This is a genomic window from Kribbella polygonati, assembly GCF_050320105.1.
GTDB lineage: Bacteria > Actinomycetota > Actinomycetes > Propionibacteriales > Kribbellaceae > Kribbella.
The window spans coordinates 6381644-6399933 of record NZ_CP190129.1 but is presented as its reverse complement, the minus strand read 5'-3'; the positions used below and the strand labels follow the sequence as shown (position 1 = coordinate 6399933).

The 18290-nt window shown below is 69.6% G+C and carries 18 protein-coding genes; 11 read left to right on the top strand and 7 right to left on the bottom strand.

Annotated elements, in window-relative coordinates; translation table 11 throughout:
• Positions 1 to 65: 65 nt before the first annotated feature.
• Genes ACQHIV_RS30335 through ACQHIV_RS30325 form a run of 3 tightly spaced genes read left to right on the top strand, consistent with a single transcriptional unit; the run spans position 66 to position 3361 of the window.
• Positions 66 to 1616, top strand: coding sequence for an FAD-binding oxidoreductase (locus ACQHIV_RS30335; protein ID WP_427887274.1), 1551 nt, complete (start codon positions 66 to 68; stop codon positions 1614 to 1616).
• 33 nt (positions 1617 to 1649) lie between these two features.
• Positions 1650 to 2360, top strand: a complete 711-nt coding sequence (locus tag ACQHIV_RS30330; protein WP_427887273.1) for an SDR family NAD(P)-dependent oxidoreductase — start codon at positions 1650 to 1652, stop codon at positions 2358 to 2360.
• Positions 2357 to 3361, top strand: a complete 1005-nt coding sequence (locus ACQHIV_RS30325; protein ID WP_427887272.1) for an S-adenosylmethionine:tRNA ribosyltransferase-isomerase — start codon at positions 2357 to 2359, stop codon at positions 3359 to 3361. The genes ACQHIV_RS30330 and ACQHIV_RS30325 overlap by 4 nt, the downstream gene beginning before the upstream one ends.
• A gap of 1 nt (position 3362) precedes the next feature.
• On the opposite strand, the gene ACQHIV_RS30320 is transcribed toward ACQHIV_RS30325, so the two are convergent.
• The 3 genes from ACQHIV_RS30320 to ACQHIV_RS30310 all read right to left on the bottom strand — a co-directional run bounded on the left by ACQHIV_RS30320 (position 3363) and on the right by ACQHIV_RS30310 (position 4981).
• Positions 3363 to 3527, bottom strand: a complete 165-nt coding sequence (locus ACQHIV_RS30320) for a hypothetical protein (RefSeq protein ID WP_427887271.1) — start codon at positions 3525 to 3527, stop codon at positions 3363 to 3365.
• Positions 3528 to 3633: 106 nt separating this feature from the next.
• A complete protein-coding gene (locus tag ACQHIV_RS30315) occupies positions 3634 to 4380 on the bottom strand; it encodes a rhomboid family intramembrane serine protease (RefSeq protein WP_427887270.1) in 747 nt (248 codons plus the stop codon).
• A 58-nt stretch (positions 4381 to 4438) separates the two neighbouring features.
• Positions 4439 to 4981: a peptidylprolyl isomerase gene (locus ACQHIV_RS30310; protein ID WP_427887269.1), complete on the bottom strand. Its 543-nt coding sequence runs from the start codon at positions 4979 to 4981 to the stop codon at positions 4439 to 4441.
• Between the two features lie 223 nt (positions 4982 to 5204).
• On the opposite strand from ACQHIV_RS30310, the gene ACQHIV_RS30305 reads away from it, so the two are divergent.
• Entirely contained in the window at positions 5205 to 6008 is an 804-nt protein-coding gene (locus tag ACQHIV_RS30305; RefSeq protein ID WP_427887268.1) for a hypothetical protein, read from the top strand.
• Positions 6009 to 6095: 87 nt separating this feature from the next.
• Here ACQHIV_RS30305 and ACQHIV_RS30300 read toward each other — a convergent pair whose 3' ends face one another.
• Both ACQHIV_RS30300 and ACQHIV_RS30295 read right to left on the bottom strand, forming a co-directional pair.
• Positions 6096 to 6410: a hypothetical protein gene (locus ACQHIV_RS30300; RefSeq protein WP_427887267.1), complete on the bottom strand. Its 315-nt coding sequence runs from the start codon at positions 6408 to 6410 to the stop codon at positions 6096 to 6098.
• A gap of 112 nt (positions 6411 to 6522) precedes the next feature.
• Entirely contained in the window at positions 6523 to 6996 is a 474-nt protein-coding gene (locus ACQHIV_RS30295) for a methylated-DNA--[protein]-cysteine S-methyltransferase (RefSeq protein WP_427887266.1), read from the bottom strand.
• A gap of 109 nt (positions 6997 to 7105) precedes the next feature.
• Here ACQHIV_RS30295 and ACQHIV_RS30290 point away from each other — a divergent pair, with 109 nt between their 5' ends.
• The 3 genes from ACQHIV_RS30290 to ACQHIV_RS30280 all read left to right on the top strand — a co-directional run bounded on the left by ACQHIV_RS30290 (position 7106) and on the right by ACQHIV_RS30280 (position 10815).
• Entirely contained in the window at positions 7106 to 7834 is a 729-nt protein-coding gene (locus ACQHIV_RS30290; RefSeq protein WP_427887265.1) for a DUF4328 domain-containing protein, read from the top strand.
• A 229-nt stretch (positions 7835 to 8063) separates the two neighbouring features.
• Positions 8064 to 10013 carry a DUF4328 domain-containing protein gene (locus tag ACQHIV_RS30285; RefSeq protein WP_427887264.1) on the top strand — a complete coding sequence of 650 codons (1950 nt, stop codon included), beginning with the start codon at positions 8064 to 8066 and terminating at the stop codon, positions 10011 to 10013.
• A gap of 13 nt (positions 10014 to 10026) precedes the next feature.
• Positions 10027 to 10815, top strand: coding sequence for a sugar phosphate isomerase/epimerase family protein (locus ACQHIV_RS30280; RefSeq protein WP_427887263.1), 789 nt, complete (start codon positions 10027 to 10029; stop codon positions 10813 to 10815).
• On the opposite strand, the gene ACQHIV_RS30275 is transcribed toward ACQHIV_RS30280, so the two are convergent.
• Entirely contained in the window at positions 10782 to 11342 is a 561-nt protein-coding gene (locus ACQHIV_RS30275) for a TetR family transcriptional regulator (protein WP_427887262.1), read from the bottom strand. The two genes, ACQHIV_RS30280 and ACQHIV_RS30275, sit on opposite strands and share 34 nt — an antisense overlap.
• An 85-nt stretch (positions 11343 to 11427) precedes the next feature.
• On the opposite strand from ACQHIV_RS30275, the gene ACQHIV_RS30270 reads away from it, so the two are divergent.
• Entirely contained in the window at positions 11428 to 12561 is a 1134-nt protein-coding gene (locus ACQHIV_RS30270; protein ID WP_427887261.1) for an FAD-dependent oxidoreductase, read from the top strand.
• Here ACQHIV_RS30270 and ACQHIV_RS30265 read toward each other — a convergent pair.
• Positions 12558 to 13556 carry a LacI family DNA-binding transcriptional regulator gene (locus ACQHIV_RS30265; protein WP_427887260.1) on the bottom strand — a complete coding sequence of 333 codons (999 nt, stop codon included), beginning with the start codon at positions 13554 to 13556 and terminating at the stop codon, positions 12558 to 12560. The genes ACQHIV_RS30270 and ACQHIV_RS30265 overlap by 4 nt on opposite strands.
• 117 nt (positions 13557 to 13673) lie before the next feature.
• Between ACQHIV_RS30265 and ACQHIV_RS30260 the strand changes: the two genes are divergently transcribed.
• From ACQHIV_RS30260 to ACQHIV_RS30250, 3 genes are read left to right on the top strand one after another with little or no spacing between them, the layout of a single operon-like run.
• Entirely contained in the window at positions 13674 to 15161 is a 1488-nt protein-coding gene (locus tag ACQHIV_RS30260) for an alpha-N-arabinofuranosidase (protein ID WP_427887259.1), read from the top strand.
• Between the two features lie 20 nt (positions 15162 to 15181).
• Complete coding sequence (locus ACQHIV_RS30255; RefSeq protein ID WP_427887258.1) at positions 15182 to 17392, top strand: family 43 glycosylhydrolase; 2211 nt, start codon at positions 15182 to 15184, stop codon at positions 17390 to 17392.
• Positions 17393 to 18280 (top strand): glycoside hydrolase family 43 protein, encoded by an 888-nt coding sequence (locus tag ACQHIV_RS30250; RefSeq protein WP_427887257.1) that lies wholly within the window; start codon positions 17393 to 17395, stop codon positions 18278 to 18280.
• Positions 18281 to 18290 lie beyond the last annotated feature (10 nt).

Here is an 18290-nt window from a genome sequence, read left to right as displayed (position 1 = left end):
TGGGAGCCAGGGGGCTCCACCTCCCCTGGACGCTACCTCGCGCACTGGCCGAAAGGGAGTCACCGATGACCGAATCCGACCTCCCGGTGGCGCAACTCACCCCCGGCCGCTGGGGCGACCCGGCGCACCCCGCGGAACTCCCCGCCGCCGCCCTGGACGCCGTCAAACACCTAGGCATCCACCGCCCACCCTCACCCACCGAACCGCAGCCACGGCCAGGAGCCACAGACCGGCAACTGAAGTTCCTCACCTCAGTCGTAGGCCCTCAGTACGTGACGACCGAGTGGCAGATTCGCTGGGCCCACACCCGCGGCTACTCGACGACAGACCTCCTGCGCTTCCGCGCCGCCGACACCACCGACGTACCGGACGCCGTCGTCTTCCCGGCGAGCCACGACGAAGTGCAAGCGATCCTCGAACGCGCCGCCGAGCACGACCTGGCCGTCGTCCCGTACTCGGGGGGCACCTCGGTGGTCGGCGGCCTGGCCCCGACCAGAAGCTTCGTCACCCTCGACCTCCGCCGGCTCGACCAACTCACCGACCTGGATGAGGTCTCACGGACGGCGACCCTGCAAGCCGGCGTCCGCGGCCCGGCGGCCGAGGCCCTGCTCGCCGAGCGCGGTTACACGCTCGGCCACTTCCCGCAGTCCTACGAGGGCGCTTCGATCGGCGGCTACGCGGCCGCCCGCTCCAGCGGTCAGTCGTCCGCCGGCTACGGCCGTTTCGACCAGATGGTCGTCGGCCTCACGGTCGCCACCCCGCGCGGCACGATCGAGCTGGGCCGCGCCCCGATGTCCGCTGCCGGTCCGGACCTCCGCCAGCTGTTCCTCGGCTCCGAAGGCGCGTTCGGCGTCATCACCTCGGTCGTGGTCCGGATCCGCCCGCGCCCGTCCGAGCGGCACTTCGAAGGCTGGAAGTTCGACACCTTCGACGCCGGCCTGACCGCGGTACGGCGGCTCGCGCAGGACGGGCCGCTGCCGACCGTGCTGCGGTTGTCGGACGAGGTCGAGACCGCGGTGAACCTCGCCGATCCGGACGTGCTCGGCGGCAGCGCGGGCGGCGTACTCGCGATCATCGGCTTCGACGGCCCGTACCACCAGGCGACCGCCGACGTACTCGCGGCGGCCGGCGGGACGAACCTCGGCGAGGGACCCGGTGAGACCTGGCGGGTCGGCCGGTACCGCGCGCCGTACCTGCGCGATCCGCTGCTCGACGAGGGGGCGCTGGTCGAGACCCTGGAGACCGCCGCCTTCTGGTCCCGCATCCCGGCCCTGAAGGCCGCGGTCACCGAGGCACTGGTCGGCGCGCTGCCGACGACGCCGCCGCTGGTGCTCTGCCACATCTCACACGTGTACGAGACGGGCGCTTCGCTCTACTTCACCGTCGTCTGCGCCCAGGCCGACGACCCGATCAGCCAGTGGCGAACCGCCAAGGCCGCCGCCAATCAGGCCATCGCGGCAGCCGGTGGCACTATCTCGCACCACCACGGCGTCGGCACCGACCACCAAGACGCCTACGTAGCGGAGATCGGCGGTCTCGCCACCGAAGCCTTACAGGCTGTCAAACAAACTCTCGACCCGGACCACGTCATGAACCCCGGCATCTTGCTCCCTTGACTTCAAGCTTTCTTGAGGTATGACCGTGTCCGTATGACTCTTGAAAGTCCTGTTGCTCTGATCACCGGTGCCTCCGCGGGGCTCGGGCTCGCGTTGGCGCATGGGCTGGCCGAGCGCGGGTGGACGTTGGTGATCGACGCGCGGGGCGCGGAAGCGCTCAAGGACGCGGCGGACGCGCTCGCGGCCCGGACCGACGTCGTACCGCTGGCGGGTGACGTCGCCGACCCGGAGCACCGCGCCGACCTGCTCGACGCGGTCACCGAGCTGGGCCGGCTCGACCTGCTCGTGAACAACGCCAGCTACCTAGGCCCGAGCCCGCTGCAGGCGCTGGCCGAGGCCGACCTCGACGAGCTCCGTCGCGTCTACGAGGTCGACGTACTCGCGCCACTCGCGCTCACGCAGCTCCTGCTCCCGGCACTCACAACGGCGTCCGGTGTGCTGATCAACATCAGCTCCGACGCTGCCGTGGAGGCCTACGAGACCTGGGGCGGCTACGGCTCCGCCAAGGCGGCGCTTGACCACGCCACGAAGGTCCTGGCCGCGGAGAATCCAGCGCTGGCGGTGTACGCCGTCGACCCGGGTGATCTGCGTACGGCGATGCACCAGGCCGCGTTCCCCGGTGAGGACATCTCGGACCGGCCGGAGCCCGCGACCGTCGTACCGTCGTTCCTGCAGTTGCTCGACAAGCGACCGGCCAGCGGCAGGTACCGCGCGTCCGAGTTCGCGCCGGCGGTGACATCGTGAGGGTGCACCCGCACACCCGGTTCGAGCTGCCGGACGCGTTGAACGCCGGCGAACCACCCGAGGCGCGCGGCCTCTCCCGCGACCACGTGAAGCTGCTGGTCGCGGAGGGGTCGACCGTCACGCACACGCGCTTCGACCGGATCGGCGACCACCTCTGGCCGGGCGACCTGCTGCTGGTCAACACCTCCGGGACGCTGGCCGCGGCCGTCGACGGTACGAGGTACACCGTGCACTTCTCCACACCGCTCGACGACGGCACCTGGGTGGTCGAGCTGCGCGACGGCGGCGCCCCGATGTTCGGCGGTACGCCGGGACAGCGGGTAGAACTGCCCGAAGGCGAACTGACCCTGCTGGCGCCGTACCAGGCCTCGCCCGGCCGTCTGTGGATCGCGAAGCCGCCGAGGCCCGACGTACTCGGGTACCTGCAGCGGCACGGGCGGCCGATCACCTACAACTACGTGGGGAAGCGCTGGCCGCTGGCGTCGTACCAGACCGTCTTCGCGCGTGAGCCCGGCAGCGCGGAGATGCCCAGCGCGGCCCGGCCGTTCAGCTTCGAGCTGGTGAGCCACCTGGCGTCACAGGGCGTACTGATCGCGCCGATCCTGCTGCACTGCGGTGTCTCCTCGCTGGAAAGCCACGAACCACCTCAGCCCGAGCGGTACGACGTACCCACGCACACGGCCCGCCTCGTCAACTGGGTCAAGGCGAACGGCGGACGGGTGATCGCGGTCGGCACCACCGCCGTACGCGCGATCGAATCGGCCGCCGTCGGCGGAACGGTCGTCCCGTCCCGCGGCTGGACCGACCTCGTGCTCGGCCCCGGCAACCAGCCGCAGGTCGTCGACGGCCTGATCACCGGCTGGCACGCCCCCGAGGCCTCGCACCTGCTGCTCCTCGAGTCGGTCGCCGGCCGCGACCAGGTCCAACGCGCGTACGACGCCGCCATCCAGCACAACTACCTCTGGCACGAATTCGGCGACAGTTGCCTGCTGCTGCGCTGAGTCAGGAGGCGGCCTTCGTCGGCGGCTTGTGCTGCGAGATGCGGTTCGTGGTGTGGTCGGCGGCCTTGAGCGCGGTGACCGCGCTCGGGGTCTCCGGTGCCGCGGGGCGGGTTATCTGATGTTCGTTGCCGGGGCGGGCGCGTTTGTCCACTGCGCGTGGGCTCATGTGGATGTCCTTACCAAGCTGGTCCCCCGTCGGGACGTCACCTGATTAGACGAGCAGTTCCCCTCGGTTGTCACCTGGTTTGATGCAACTGAGCCGAAGTTGTGGCCTATGCCGCTTGATTGTTGCGGCGCCTGGGCTTCGACAGTTGGAGGAAGACCCAGGCGGTGGCGGCGCCGACGACGAAGCCGCCGAGGTGGCCTTCCCAGGAGACGTTCGGGATGGCGAAGGACAGGAACGCCGTCACCGCGACGTACATGATGATCCAGGTGATGTCCAAGCCGCGGGCGCGGTGGATCACCAGCAGGGCGCCGACCAGGCCGAGGACCGCGCCGGACGCGCCGAGGGTCGCGCCGCCGGGGGCGGACAGCAGCCAGACCGCGATGCTGCCGCCGAGCGCGGACAGCAGGTACAGGATCGTGAACCGGAGCCGTCCGAGCATCTGCTCCAGCGGTGGACCGAGCTGCCAGAGCATGAACAGGTTCGAGAAGATGTGGAAGAGCTGTACGTGCGTGAACGCCGACGTCAGTAGCCGCCACGGCTCGCTGCTCGCCAGCGCCGGCACCATCACGAAATCGTTCAGGATCTGCGGGCTGCCGTACCGGGCCGCGATGAAGACCAGCACGTTCAGCGCCAGGATCGTGTAGGTGACGATCTGCTGGCTGCCGCCGCGCTGGATGCCGCCGAGCGAGGTGCGGGTGCGGGGCACCGAGCGGACGCCCTCGTTGAAACAGCTCGGGCACTGGAAGCCGACGGCGGCGCTGTTCATGCACGCCGGGCAGATCGGCCGGTCGCAGCGCTGGCAGCGCACCCCGGCGGGCCGATCCGGGTGCCGGTAGCAGACGGTCTCGGTCACGGGGTCCCTCTCTGGGAGCGCGGGGCCGGGCACGTCCCGGCCCCACGATGAAGCTGTGTCAGGCGTTCTTACGCTCGACGACGACCTTGTTGATCACGATCGGGTCGATCGGCCGGTCGCCCGGCGCGGTCTTCGCGGTCGCGATCGCGTCCACGACCTTCTTCGACTCGTCGTCGGCGACCTCGCCGAAGATCGTGTGCTTGCGGTTCAGGTGCGGGGTCGGGACCACGGTCACGAAGAACTGCGAGCCGTTGGTGCCGTGCCCGAACTGGATGCCGGCGTTCGCCATCGCGAGCAGGTACGGACGGTCGAACTGGAGCTCCGGGTGGATCTCGTCGTCGAACTGGTATCCCGGCGTGCCGGTGCCGGTGCCGAGCGGGCAGCCGCCCTGGATCATGAAGCCGTCGATCACCCGGTGGAAGCCGAGGCCGTCGTAGAACGGCTTGCTGACCTGCTGGCCGGTCTCCGGGTCGGTCCACTCCTTGGTGCCCTCGGCGAGGCCGACGAAGTTGCTCACCGTCTTCGGCGCGTGGTTGGGGAACAACCTGATGACGACGTCGCCCTTGTTCGTCTGCAGGGTCGCGTACAGCTCTTCGGCCACGGGAGTCACTCCTAGTCGGGTTACCACTGCTTACGCCCTCGATCCTGTCATGCCGTTCAAAGAAGGTGTGGGATTGGGTGGTGGGGGCACAGGGTTATCGGCTCGTGACGTCGTACGATGCAGATGCAGCCGGATTTGTCCAGAGTTGTCATCAGGAAACAAGCCCATGTCGCCGATGGGCGGGAGAGCTGTCCGCGGGGCGGGCGGCACCGAGGAGGGAACCGTGGGTTTGAGGAAGTCCAAGGACCGGGTCGAGGCCGCCAAGGACCGCGTCCGGCCGCTCGCCGAGTCGGCGAGCGAGAAGCTCGGACCGGCCGTCGGCCAGGTCCGTGAGCACCTCGCGCCGGCCGTTGGCACCGCACGGGAGAAGGTGTCGCCGTACGCCGAGAAGGCTGTCGAGCGGGGCGCACACCTGGCCCACCAGGCGGTGGAGAAGGCCGGTCCGGTGCTCGACGACGCACTCGCGAAGGTCGGCCCGGCCACCGAGCACGCGGCCGAGAAGGCCCGCGAGCGGTTGAACGACGACGTACTGCCGAAGGTGACCGCCGCACTGGCCACCCTGGCAGCGGCCGCCGAGCCGGTCGTCGAGGAGACCACCCGCCGGGGCAAGGCCACCAAGGCCGCGCTCAAGGGCGAGCTCGACGTACCGAAGAAGAAGAGCCACAAGCTCCGCAATGTGGCGCTGTTCCTGGGCCTCGGCGCGCTGGCCGCGGCAGCGGTGAAGAAGCTGCTGACCCCGCCGGAGCCGGCCTGGCAGTCGACCCCGACCAGCGGCCGCGACTACAGCTCCGCCCCGGCCGGTACGTCGACCCGCCCGGCCGACACCACCGCGTCCAACGGGACGGCGTCGAACGGCAAGTCCGACGCGAAGCCGGAAGAGCCGACGGCGGACGCACCGAAGGCCGAGGCGAAGCCCGAGGCCAAGGTGGAGGACGCCAAGGACGAGGTGAAGGCCGCGTCGAACGGCGCCACCAAGAAGACCACCACCAGGAAGCCGGCGGGCGAGAGCCGCCCGAGCGACTCCTGACACCACCGCAACGGCGAAGGTCCCGAACCCCAGGTGGGGTCCGGGACCTTCGTCTGTCCGGGGCGTCGCCTTGCGCGTACGACGCTCTCAGTCGTCCTGCGGCTCCTGTTCCTCGCCCTTGGTCATCGTGTAGCGACCGGCGGACAGCAGCTGGGTGGCGTACCGGTGCGTGATGCACGGGTAGGAGCCGCCGCAGCTCATGCAGACCGCGTCGTTGCGGTGCAGCCAAGGGACGATCTTGAACCGCCTGGTCCAGGTCAGCGGCTCCCGGTCCGGGGCGTGCATCTGGAGCGCCGCGCGGGCGGTGTCCTGGATCTCCGGGGCCGACCATTCCTCGGCGCTCTTGTCCATCAGCGCGCTGAGGTCCGGGTGCAGGTGGTCAGTGGTGCGGGCTTTGTTCATTTATGTGTCTTCCAAGGGCTTGGGAGGACCTACTGAATCGCTCGCTTCAAACGTTAGTGCCCACGGATGTCGGTCGCGCCTCGAGACGGCCTGCCCGGGTGTCAGATCTTCGTTAGTTCCACATCGTCTCGAAGCTGACCCGGGCCTCGAGCTCGAGCAGGTGCCGCTTGGTCGGGATGCCGCCGCCGAAGCCGACCATCTTGCCGCCGGCGCCGACCACCCGGTGGCACGGCACCACGATCGCGATCGGGTTCCTGTTGCAGGCGGTGCCGACGGCGCGGGCGGCGCCGAGGTCGCCGACGATCTTCGCGACGTCGCCGTAGGTCTGCATCTCGCCGTACGGGATCCGGGTCAGTTGTTGCCAGACCGCGCGCTCGAAGCCGGACCCGCCGCGGATCGACAGCGGCAGCCTGAACTCCTGGAGCTCGCCGGCGAAGTACGCCTTCAGTTGCTCGGCGGCCTCGGTCAGCAGCGGGTCGCCGGACAGCGGCCGGTCGGTGCCGCCGAAGTGCAGCCGGCAGAGCCCGGTCTCGTCGACCGCGAGCGTGAGGTCGCCGATCGGTGAGTCGACCACGGACCAGTGCATACGCCCATCCTCCCCGCGATCACCGACACTTTCTGGCAGAAAAGCGCCACGGAGTGGCCGCAACCTGATGTTCTCGCCCGGTCACGCCGTGTTGTGCTATGCCTGATCCATGCCGAGCCGGCCCGCACAGGTACCGCCGTTCGACCGCTGGTTCAGTTCCGAGCGGGCGATGGGTATCGGTGCGTCCGTCCTGATCGGCCTGGTCACCGTGACGAGTTGGTCGACCGCGTGGTCGGACTTCAATCTGTACCGGACCCGCCGGACGTACGGCGACAACGCCGACCGGTGGTCCGAGGCGAACCTGATCTCCGGCTCGCTCGGGATCGTCGCGGCGCTCGCGCTGTTCGCGGCGGCGGCGGTGTTCATCGTCTGGCTCTGGCGGGTCCGGTGGAACGCGGAGATGTTCTGCCGCGGCCAGCACCGGTACACCCGCGGCTGGGTGCTCGGCTGCTGGCTCGTGCCGGTGGTGAACCTCTGGTACCCGAAGCAGGTCGTCGACGACATCGTCGCGGCCAGCGACCCGCGGACCGATCCGTTGACCCCGGAACTCAAGGAGGTTCCGGGCACCCGGCTGGTCTGGGCGTGGTGGCTGACCTGGGTGACCGGACTGGTGACCGGAAACATCGTGCAAAGAGGCGTTCTCTCCGGCGCGTCGCAGCTGGGAGACCTGCGGACGAACGTCATACTGTCCTCCGTCTCCGCGCTGTTCACGACCGGCGCGGCGGTGTTCGCGGTGATCCTGATCCAGCGCGTCGACGAGCTCCAGAGCATGCGCCCATGGGTGCCTTGGTGGGCGCTCGGGACACCTCAGAACGGGTTTCATCCACCTGCGCGGTAAACCAAACCGTCACGCCCTGCCCAGTGCCTCGTTACCAATGGTGATGGGCGTACGAAAAGAACACGTTAAGTCGACACCCTCTGTGCTGGGGCCGACTGCCCTGGCCTACCTACTTCGTGGTATCAATGTGGCTCGGTCACGCGGGGGCAGGGCCGGGCCGAAGCGCCGGACAGACGACGGAGTTCCAGCAACGCGAGGGACGCGAGACGTGAGCCACCCGCAGGCATTGATGACCCCTGTCGAGGACGAGGAAGAGTGGCAGCCGCACGCGGCTGAGGAGTTCCAGCAGATCGGGACGGTCGGCAAGCTCGCCGTCGCCCTGCTGGGCGCGTCCACGGTGACGCATCTGCTGTCCACCTGGTCCGACTGGAACACGTACTCGGTGGTGCACCGCTACCTCGGCGGGATGCCGAACGTCGACGACGCGGATCTGAACCGCGCGGACGCGATCGCCAAGGTGACCGCCGTTCCGAACGTCATCGTCTCGGTGGCCGCCGCGGTCGTCTTCGTCATCTGGTTGTGGCGGGTCCGGGTCAACTCCGAGGTCTTCTCGCAGGCCGACCACCGCCGCAGCCACGGCTGGGTGCTGGCCAGCTGGTTCGTCCCCGGACCGAACCTCTGGTACCCGAAACAGATCGTGGACGACGTCTGGATCGCCAGCGATCCGAAGACCCCGGTCTACGCCGACGACCTGCGCCGGTTCAGGACTCCCCCGCTGACCTCAGTCTGGTGGGTGGCCTGGATCGGCGCGCTTGCGTTCGACGTGGTGGTCCGCCGGTTCCTGATGTGGATGGAGGCGACGGTCGGCTCGCTGCGCGGGATCGCGATGGCGGGTACGGCGTCGCTGGTGCTGACCGCGATCTCCGCGGTCGCCGCGACGATGATCATCCGCAAGATCAACCACATGCAGACCACTCGCAAGTGGGTGCCGTGGTGGGACCAGGGCCCGAAGTTGAGCGCCGTCCCGACGTACGAGGTGACCCAGGTCCCGTCGTACGCGAACGACGACACCGACGAGCAGCCGGTGATCTCGGAGCCGATCGCGCCGTCGCTGGGCCTGGTCCGCGAGCCGCAGTTGCAGATGGCCGGCGCGCCGCAGCAGCAGATGCAGTCGAACAACCCGTTCGCTCCCCAGGCGCCGGAGGCTCCGGTCGCGAGCCCGTTCGCGCCGCAGCAGCCGCAGGGCTTCCCGGGCGACGGCGCCGCCGCTCCGGCCGCGTACGGCGGTGCCCCCCAGCAGCCGCAGCACCAGCCTCAACACCAGCCGCAGCAGCCCGCGGAAGCGCCGAAGTGGAGCCCGTTCGCCCCGGCCGCGCAGAACTGGCAGGACAACGACGGCGGGCCCGCGACCGAGCAGTTCAGCCCGATCCAGGACTGGCAGGAAGAGCAGCCGGCCGCGGAGACGTCGTACACCGCCGAGCCGACCTGGGAGGAGTACCGCAACACCATCACCCAGGACACGCTCGGTTCCGCGAGCAGCTGGCGTGCGGAGCCGACCGCTCAGCCGGACCCGTACTCGTACCAGCCGCAGCAGCCCGCGCAGGAAGAGCACTGGGCGGCCCGCTACTCCGAGCCGTACTCCTACGAGTCGGACTACACCTCGACGTCCTCCCCCGCGGAGGCACAGACCGCACCCGAGCCCGAGCCCGCACCCGTTGCGCGCGCTGGTCGCCGGGCCGCTCGGGTCGCGGTCGACAGCCCGTCGGCGATCCAGCCGGCCGTCGGGGACCACACCACGCACACTACGCACGCCGCGCACTCCGGGCACACCACGCAGTCGGCGTACCAGGACCACACCGTCTACGGGCAGTCCGAGCACTCGCAGCCGTCGTCGCATGTGTCGGCGTCCTCGGGGTACTACGAGCCCGCGCCGAGCCACGACGTACAGGACGACTTCCTGACTCCGTCGAAGCCGCTCCCGCCGGTGCCGTCGTACGGGCCGGAGCCGACGTACACGCCGAGCAACGACTACACGGACTACGGCTCGTCGTCGTACACCTCGGACTACAGCGGCTACTCGTACGAGAACGGCAGCAACCAGTCGTACGAGAGCTACCAGTCGTACGGGTCGCAGTACCCGGAGCAGACCGAGTACCAGTACCCGCAGGAGCAGCAGCCGGCCGAACCCGAGCAGCCGAACGGCCCGCGGACCCAACCGCGCCGTGGCCGCTGGGTCTGATCAGATAGAGCGTATGCGTTTAGGTTTCGCCACCCTCGGTTGTCCCGGAGCTTCACTCGACGACGTCCTGGCACTTGCCAAGGGCAACAACTTCACCGGTCTGGAGCTGCGTGCCGCTCCGGAAGAGTTCACCCACACCGGTCTGACGCCGGCGCAGCGACGGGAGCTGCGCGGCAGGATCGAGGACGCCGGGCTGGAGATCTTCGCGATCAGCAGCTACGTCCGGCTCTGCGCCGTCGAGGAGCAGCCGCTGGAGGCGCACCTGGAGCTGGCGGCCGACCTCGGCGCGCTCGGCGTCCGGGTCTTCCCGGGTGACGACACGGACACCGACGCCGGTACGCCGGACGGTCCGAGCGCCGGCGAGATCCGCGCGCTGGACCGGGTGACGTCCGCGCCGCGCGACGTGCCGATCCTGTTCGAGACCCACGACTCGCACTCGACCGGCCGTCAGGTCGCGGCGTTCCTCGCGCTGCTCGACACCGACGCGCCGGGCCACCAGGTGCGGGCGCTCTGGGACAGCTCGCACACGTGGTCGCACGGCGAGACGGCGGCCGAGTCGTACGCGCTGCTGCGGCCGTGGCTGGAGCTCGTCCAGTTCAAGCAGGCTGATTCGCGGCAGGACTATCGACCCGTCGCGATCGATGACGGCGACTTCCCGATCCAGGACCTACTGGCCGCGCTCGACGGCACCGATTACCCGCTCTCACTGGAGTGGGAGCTGAAGTGGCACCCGCACTTGCCGTCGCTGGCCGAAACACTGCCCGCCGTTCACGCCTGGCTGGGCGAGGGCTCGGTCAGGTAGCGCGTCACGGTTGGTCCGAGCCAGGCGACCACCTCATCGGTCGTCAGGTCGACCACCGGCCGGAGCTCGAGGATGTAGCGGCACAGCGCGAAGCCGAGCGCCTGCGTCGCGATCAGCCCTGCCCGTACGGCGGGCCGGTCGATCGAGGCGCGCTGGAACGCCGGCATCAGCTGCCCGATGAACACCTGCCGCATCCGTTCGGCCGCCGACTCGTTGGTCACCGCCGTCCGTAGCAGCACCCGCAGCGTGTCGTCCTCCTCCCACCGCTCGACGAGGTGCCGGACGAGCACCTCCCCGAGCCGATCCTTCGGTACGTCATGCAGCTCGGGCAGCCGAACGTCGAACTCGGCCGCTGCCGCGAACAGCTTCTCCTTGCTGCCGTAGTACCGCATCACCATCGCCGGGTCGATCGCCGCGTCGGCCGCGATCGCCCGGATCGTCGCGCGCTCGTACCCGTCCGCGCCGAACCGCTCCCGGGCCGCCGCGAGAATCGCCGCCCGGGTTCGATCGGACTTCTTCTCCGCCATGCCAACAGCATATGCCAACACTTGTTGACTTTTCGAGCGGGCGGTCCTAGCGTAAAAGTCAACAGGTGTTGGCAAGGGAGGAACGATGAACGCAGAGGTTGTCGTGGTGGGCGCCGGGCCGGTCGGACTCGCGGTGGGGGTCGGGCTGCGGCTGCACGGGCACGACGTGGTGGTCGTGGACAAGCTGGCCGAGGGTGCGAACACCTCGCGAGCCTGCGTGATCCACCCGCGGACGCTGGAGGTCCTGGAGCAGCTCGGCGTCACGAAGCGGCTCGTCGACCTCGGCCTGGAGCTGCAGGACTTCGCGGTCCGGTCCGGCGACCGGCAGCTGATCCCGGTCGGCTTCGCGGACCTGCCCACGGCGTACCCGTTCGTCACGATGATCCCGCAGCCGGTCACCGAACAGGTCCTGCTCGAGCGCCTGCAGGAGCTGGGCGGTTCGGTCCTCCGCCCGTACGCCGCCACCGGCCTAAGCCAGACCGCCGACGGCGTCGACGTGACGCTGGACAACGGTGACGTGATCCACGCGCAGTACGTCGTGGCTGCGGACGGCATGCACAGCACGGTCCGGGAGCTCGCCGGCCTGCGGATGCCCGGCAACACGCTCGAGCTGTCGCTGAGCCTGGTCGACGTACGGGTCGCGGGCGGCCTGCCGACCGATGAGGTCGGGCTGTACTTCGCGGCTGCCGGGATGCTCGTGGTGGCGCCGCTGCCGGACGGGAGCTTCCGCCTGGTGGCCGAGGTGCACGACGCGCCGGAGCACCCGGACGTCGCGTTCGCGCAGCAGCTGCTGGCCGACCGCGGCCCGCGCAGGGCGCACCCGCAGGTCACCGAGGTGGTCTGGGGCTCGCGCTTCCGGATCCACGAGCGGGTGGCGGACAAGTACCGCGCCGGCCGCGTGCTACTGGCCGGCGACGCCGCCCACACGCACAGCCCGGCCGGCGGTCAGGGCATGAACCTCGGGCTGCGGGACGCCGTCGCGCTCGCCGACGCCCTCTCGCAGGCGCTCGCCGGCGACGAGTCGGGCCTCGACACCTACGCCACGAACAGCCGCGCCGAGGCGGTCCGCGTGATCGGCCTGGCGCACCGGCTGACCCGGCTCGCCAACGTTCCCCGCCCGATCCGCCCGGTGCGCAACGCCGTACTCACGCTGGCGGGCCGGGTCGGGAAGACCCAGAACGACCTGGCCAAGCAGCTCGCCGGCTTCCCGGAGCGCTAACCGGCGGTCGACTCGCGGATCTCCAGCGTGTGCGGGACGATCAGGTCGCGGTGGGCGGAGTTGTCGTCGCCGGTGATCCGGTCGAGTAGCAGCGCGACCGCGTTGTCGGCCAGCCACTCCTTGTCCGGTGAGACCGTGGTCAGTGACGGCGAGTGGAACCGGCCGTCCTCGATGTCGTCGAACCCGGCCACGGCGACGTCCTCGGGCACGCTCAGCCCGGCGTCGGCCAGCGTCCGCAGTGCGCCCAGAGCCATCAGGTCGTTGAAGCAGAACACCGCGTCCGGCGGCGTCGGCAACGCCAGCAGTTCGCGCATCGCCGCCGCGCCGTCCGCCCGGTGGTACCCCGATCCGGCCAGCTCCAGCGCCGGGTCGTGCGGCAGTCCGGCCTCCTTCAGCGCCTTCCGGTAGCCCTTCCGCCGGACGGCGCCCGTACTCGTGCCGCCGACGCCGATGGCCGCGATCCGGGTCCGGCCGAGCGAGATCAGGTGCGTGGTCGCGTCGTACGACGCCTGCACCGAATCCACCGCGACACGATCGAACTGCCCGCCGGCCGGGCGCTCGCCGAGCAGCACCAGCGGCTTCCCGATCGCGACCGAGGTGAGCTTCGCCGGGGCGGTCGCGAGCGGCGAGAAGATGATGCCGTCGATCAGCTGCCCGCGCATCCCGTCCAGCACGAACCGCTCGGCGGCGGCCTCGCCCTCGGTCTGGTCGATCAGCACGGTGATCCCGCGGCGCTTCGCGGCCCGGGAGATCTCCGCGCCGAGCTCGGCGAAGTACGGCGAGCCCATCTCCGGGATGGCCAGCGCGATGAAGTCCGAGCGGCCCTTGCGCAGTGAGCGGGCGCTGACGTTCGGGGTGTAGTCCAGCGCGGCGATCGCGGCCTCGACCTTGGCCCGGGTCTGCGCGGTGATGTGCGGATAGTCGTTGATCACGTTCGAGACGGTCTTCACCGAGACCCCGGCCCGCGCGGCCACGTCACTCAGCCTGGTCGCCATCCGAACCTCCTGTCGTGCAGCTGTCGCCCGAGTGTCCCACCGCCGAACCCTTTACACCGATTGTCAATCGTTGTAGACATCCACGTTAAACGTTGTAAACGTCGATGGGGAGGCCCTGTGGCTCGGCTCGTGGTGGACCCGGCGTTCGTGGTCGGTGCGTTGGACCGGCGGTTGTTCGGCTCGTTCGTCGAGCACATGGGCCGTTGCGTCTACACCGGCATCTACGAGCCCGGGCATCCGAGCGCCGACCCGGACGGCTTCCGGCAGGACGTGCTCGACCTGGTCCGCGAGCTCGGCGTCACCGCGGTGCGGTACCCGGGCGGCAACTTCGTCTCGAACTACCGCTGGGAGGACGGCGTCGGCCCGAAGGAGCACCGGCCGCGGCGGCTGGACCTGGCCTGGCGGGCGATCGAGCCGAACCAGTTCGGCACCGACGAGTTCGTCGCCTGGGCGCGGAAGGCCGCCGTACGGCCGATCTGGGCCGTGAACCTCGGCACCCGCGGCATCCGGGACGCGGTCAACCTGCTCGAGTACTGCAACCTGCCGGCCGGCACCGCCCTGTCCGACCGGCGGGTCGCGAACGGCAGTCCGGAGCCGCACGACATCCGGACCTGGTGCCTGGGCAACGAGATGGACGGCCCGTGGCAGATCGGGCACAAGACCGCCGAGGAGTACGCGCGGATCGCCGAGGAGACCGCGAACGCGATGCGCCGGGTCGACCCCGGGCTCGAGCTGGTCGCCTGCGGATCGAGCAACGCCGGGATGCCGACGTTCGGCGAATGGGAGCGTGTCGTCCTGGAACGCTGCTACGACCTGGTCGACCACATCAGCCTGCACGCGTACTACGAACCGAAGGACCGCGACCAGACCAGCTTCCTGGGTTGCGCCGAGGAGATGGACCGGATGATCTCCGCGGTGATCGCGACCGCCGACCACGTCAAGGCGCTGAAGCGCAGCGACAAGGAGCTGACGCTGTCGTTCGACGAGTGGAATGTCTGGCGCCAGCAGGAGTTCCCCGGCGAGCTCGGCCTGGACATCCGCGAGGCCGGCCCGCTGATCGAGGACACCTACACGGTCGACGACGCGGTGGTGGTCGGCAGCCTGCTGATCACGCTGCTCCGGCACGCCGACCGGGTGAAGATCGCTTGCCTCGCGCAACTGGTGAACGTGATCGGGCCGATCCGCACCGAGCCGGGCGGCCGCGCCTGGCGGCAGACGATCTTCTACCCGTTCGCGCTGACCGCGCAGTACGCCGGCCCGACCGTGCTGCAGACCGCGATCGCCGGTGGACCCGACCTCGAGACCGCCGCCTTCGGGCGGATCCCGGCGTTGTGGAGCACCGCGACGTACGACGAGGCCACCGGGGAGACCGCGATCTTCGTGGCGAACCGGAGCGAGACCGACAAGATCGACCTGGAAGTCCCGGTGACCGGACGGCTTGTCCGGCACCTCGCCCTCTACGACGAGGACCGCACCGCCGTGAACACGGCGGACGATCCGGACCGGGTCCAGCCCCGGGCCGTCGACACCACCGCCGTTGTCGACGGTGTCTGCCGTGCCACGCTGCCGCCCGCATCGTGGCACGTGATCCAACTCAGCAGTTGAGTTCGAGAGAGGACCCGCCCGTGCCTCCGAAACGACTACTCGCCGCAGTCATGACTGTGGCCGCGATCGCCGCCGGTACGACGGCCGCGACCGCCGCACCCGTGGTGACCACGAAGAACCCGGTCACCGCCGGCTTCGCCGACACGTTCGCCGACCCGTCGATCATCCAGGGCCGGGACGGCTACTGGTACGCGTACGCCACCTCCGACCCGTTGGTGGCGAACGGCCCGTTCGGCCTGATGCACATGGCCAGGACCAAGGACTTCAGCTCCTGGGAGTACCTCGGCACGGTCTTCAACGACCAGACGAAACCGTCCTGGGCGGCGCCCGGCTCGTTCTTCTGGGCGCCCGACATCCGGTACTTCGACGGTCACTACGTCATGTACTTCACCGTCACCGACACCCTCGCCAACCCCGGCGGCGACCCGGCCATCGGCGTCGCGACCGCCCCGACGCCTGCGGGTCCATGGACCGCGACCGGCGGCCCTGTCGTCGCACCGCGCCCGGACGGCAACGGCGGCTATCTCGGCACCATCGACCCGGCGATGCTGACCGCCGCCGACGGCAAGCGCTACCTGTACTACGGCGGCTTCTACGGCGGCATCTCCGTCACCGAACTGAGCCCCGACGGCATGCACGCGGTCGGTACGCCGACCCAGGTCACGATCGGCGACCGCTACGAAGGCTCGTACGTCGTCTACCGCGACGGCTGGTACTACTTCATGGGCTCGTCGATGAACTGCTGCGCCGGCCCCACCACCGGGTACTCCGTGTTCGCCGGCCGCTCCCGCTCGCCGAAGGGCCCGTTCCTCGACGCCGACGGCGCGGCGCTCACCGACTCGCGGGTCGGCGGTACGACGGTCATCACCCAGAACGGCAACCGCTGGATCGGACCCGGGCACCACGCGTTCATCACCGACGCGGCCGGGCAGGACCACATCGTCTACCACGCGATCGACCGGAACCAGTCGTGGCTGACCACGCCGTTCGGGATCAACCGGCGGCCGATGCTGATCGACAACATCGACTGGATCGACGGCTGGCCACGCACCAACGCCGGCGCCGGCCCGTCGGAGAACCCGGTCGCCGCACCGGCGACCGGCTCCGCACTCGGCATCGACTCCACCGACCCGGCCGCCGGTTTGCTGGGCGCCACCCGCCAGCCGGGCGACGCCCTCGGCGGCCCCACCGCCACCATCAACGGCGCCGCCCAAACCCGCCAGTCCGCCCCGGACGGCCCCCTCCGGGTGGAAGCAGACGCCAAACTAGGCACCTCCTTCACCACGGTTCTAGGCGATCAGGTGGTGACGACTGTCGCGAACAATCGTCTGACGGTGACGGTCGGCCGGCGTACGTCTTCGGTGCAGTTGCCGGCGGACTTCGACCGTACGCAGTGGAACAAACTGTCGGTACAAGTCTCCGAATCCACCGTGACGGCACGACTGAATGACGCCGGCCTAGGAGATGTCTACGGGGAGGCGCAGCTCGCCGTACCCGGGCTGGAGCTCAAGGCGGCACCTGTGCGGTGGGTGGGGTCTGCTGAGGTGGACAACCTGACCGTGCGGTCCGTCGCCAAGCCTGTGAAGAAGATGGTGGCGGTGCCGCGGACCGGGAAGTTGCTGACCGGTGACAGCTTCGACGGTACGCTCGGGGCCGACTGGTCCTGGGTGCGCAAGGACGACAAGGCGACCGTTGCCGACGGCAAGTTGTCGTGGCCGTTGGAGAACGCCGACATGACCGGCTCGTCGAACAACGCCGGGCTGCTGTTCCACACCACGCCGGCCGGGGACAGCTGGATCGCCGAGACCAAGCTGCACCTCGACACCGGGCAGGGGGATGTCCGCAACTACCAGCAGGCCGGGATGATCGCGTACATCAACGACAACGACTTCGCCCGGCTCGGCAACGTGGCGATCTGGAAGACCCGGCAGACGGAGTACGGCCGGGAGCTCGTCGCACGCCCGTCCGACGGCGCCACGTCGTACGGCGCGGCCGCGATCGGCCGGTCGGCGCCGACGCTGTGGATGCGGCTCGCGTACCACAAGAACGCCGCCGGTGAGCACGTGTACCGCGCGGGCACGTCGGTGGACGGGAAGAACTGGACCTGGGGCGCGTCCTGGGTGCTGCCGTCCGCGGCGAAGATCGGCATCTACGCGCACGGCGAGTTCACCGGCGCGAACCCGCCGCCGGTCGCGACGTTCGACTACCTCAACTTCTACGAAAGCAAGTGAATGTTCTCCAACCCGGTGTACGACGGTGGTTTCGCCGATCCGCAGATCATTGCGGTGGGCAACGAGTACTACGCGTTCGCGACCAACGGACCGCTCGGCAACGTGCAGACGCTGACCTCCCGCGACCTGGTGTCGTGGCAGCCGGTGGGTGACGCGCTGCCGGCGGTGCCGGGTTGGACGATCCCCGGCCGGGTCTGGGCACCGGAGGTCGCGGTGCACGGCCCGGACCGGTACGTCATGTACTACACGTCCCGCGACGCCGCCGCCGATCGGCAGGCGGTCGGCGTCGCGGTGGCGACCTCGCCCGAAGGTCCATATGTCGACAAATCGACTAGTCCGCTGATCAGTCAGGCCGACGAGGGCGGGTCGATCGACGCGTCGCCGTTCCAGGACTCGACCGGCAAGCGCTGGCTGTACTGGAAGAACGACGGCAACGCGATCGGTGTGGACACCTGGATCTACGTCTCCGAGCTGTCCGACGACGGTCTCATGCTGGTCGGCCCGGTGCACCGGATGATCAAGCAGGACCTGCCGTGGGAGGGCGCGCTGGTCGAGGCGCCGTACATGGTCGAGCGGGACGGGAAGTTCCACCTGTTCTACTCCGGAAACGCTTACGACAAAGCGACGTACGCCGTCGGCCATGCACTGTGCGAGTCCCCGACCGGACCGTGCGTGAAGTCCGGCGACCCGATCCTCTCCACCTCCCCCGACGCCGCAGGCCCGGGCCACAACATGGTCCTCGGCGACTGGTTCGTCTACCACGCCTGGGATCCGAAGCACCCCGGCACCGACCCCAAGGGCCGCACAATGTGGCTGTCCAAGCTGACCTGGCACGGCGACGTCCCAGTAGTACAACCACCACTCGCACAGAATCCCCTGCAGCCGTAGGCCGCGACCG

Bases quoted from the DNA above. Each gene is read 5' to 3' on its own strand.
- ACQHIV_RS30330 (WP_427887273.1), top strand. From the start codon at position 1,650: ATGACTCTTGAAAGTCCTGTTGCTCTGATCACCGGTGCCTCCGCGGGG.
- ACQHIV_RS30335 (WP_427887274.1), top strand. From the start codon at position 66: ATGACCGAATCCGACCTCCCGGTGGCGCAACTCACCCCCGGCCGCTGG.
- ACQHIV_RS30300 (WP_427887267.1), bottom strand. From the start codon at position 6,410: ATGAACAAAGCCCGCACCACTGACCACCTGCACCCGGACCTCAGCGCG.
- ACQHIV_RS30265 (WP_427887260.1), bottom strand. From the start codon at position 13,556: ATGGCGACCAGGCTGAGTGACGTGGCCGCGCGGGCCGGGGTCTCGGTG.
- ACQHIV_RS30250 (WP_427887257.1), top strand. From the start codon at position 17,393: ATGTTCTCCAACCCGGTGTACGACGGTGGTTTCGCCGATCCGCAGATC.
- ACQHIV_RS30295 (WP_427887266.1), bottom strand. From the start codon at position 6,996: ATGCACTGGTCCGTGGTCGACTCACCGATCGGCGACCTCACGCTCGCG.
- ACQHIV_RS30280 (WP_427887263.1), top strand. From the start codon at position 10,027: ATGCGTTTAGGTTTCGCCACCCTCGGTTGTCCCGGAGCTTCACTCGAC.
- ACQHIV_RS30290 (WP_427887265.1), top strand. From the start codon at position 7,106: ATGCCGAGCCGGCCCGCACAGGTACCGCCGTTCGACCGCTGGTTCAGT.
- ACQHIV_RS30320 (WP_427887271.1), bottom strand. From the start codon at position 3,527: ATGAGCCCACGCGCAGTGGACAAACGCGCCCGCCCCGGCAACGAACAT.
- ACQHIV_RS30285 (WP_427887264.1), top strand. From the start codon at position 8,064: ATGACCCCTGTCGAGGACGAGGAAGAGTGGCAGCCGCACGCGGCTGAG.
- ACQHIV_RS30270 (WP_427887261.1), top strand. From the start codon at position 11,428: ATGAACGCAGAGGTTGTCGTGGTGGGCGCCGGGCCGGTCGGACTCGCG.
- ACQHIV_RS30275 (WP_427887262.1), bottom strand. From the start codon at position 11,342: ATGGCGGAGAAGAAGTCCGATCGAACCCGGGCGGCGATTCTCGCGGCG.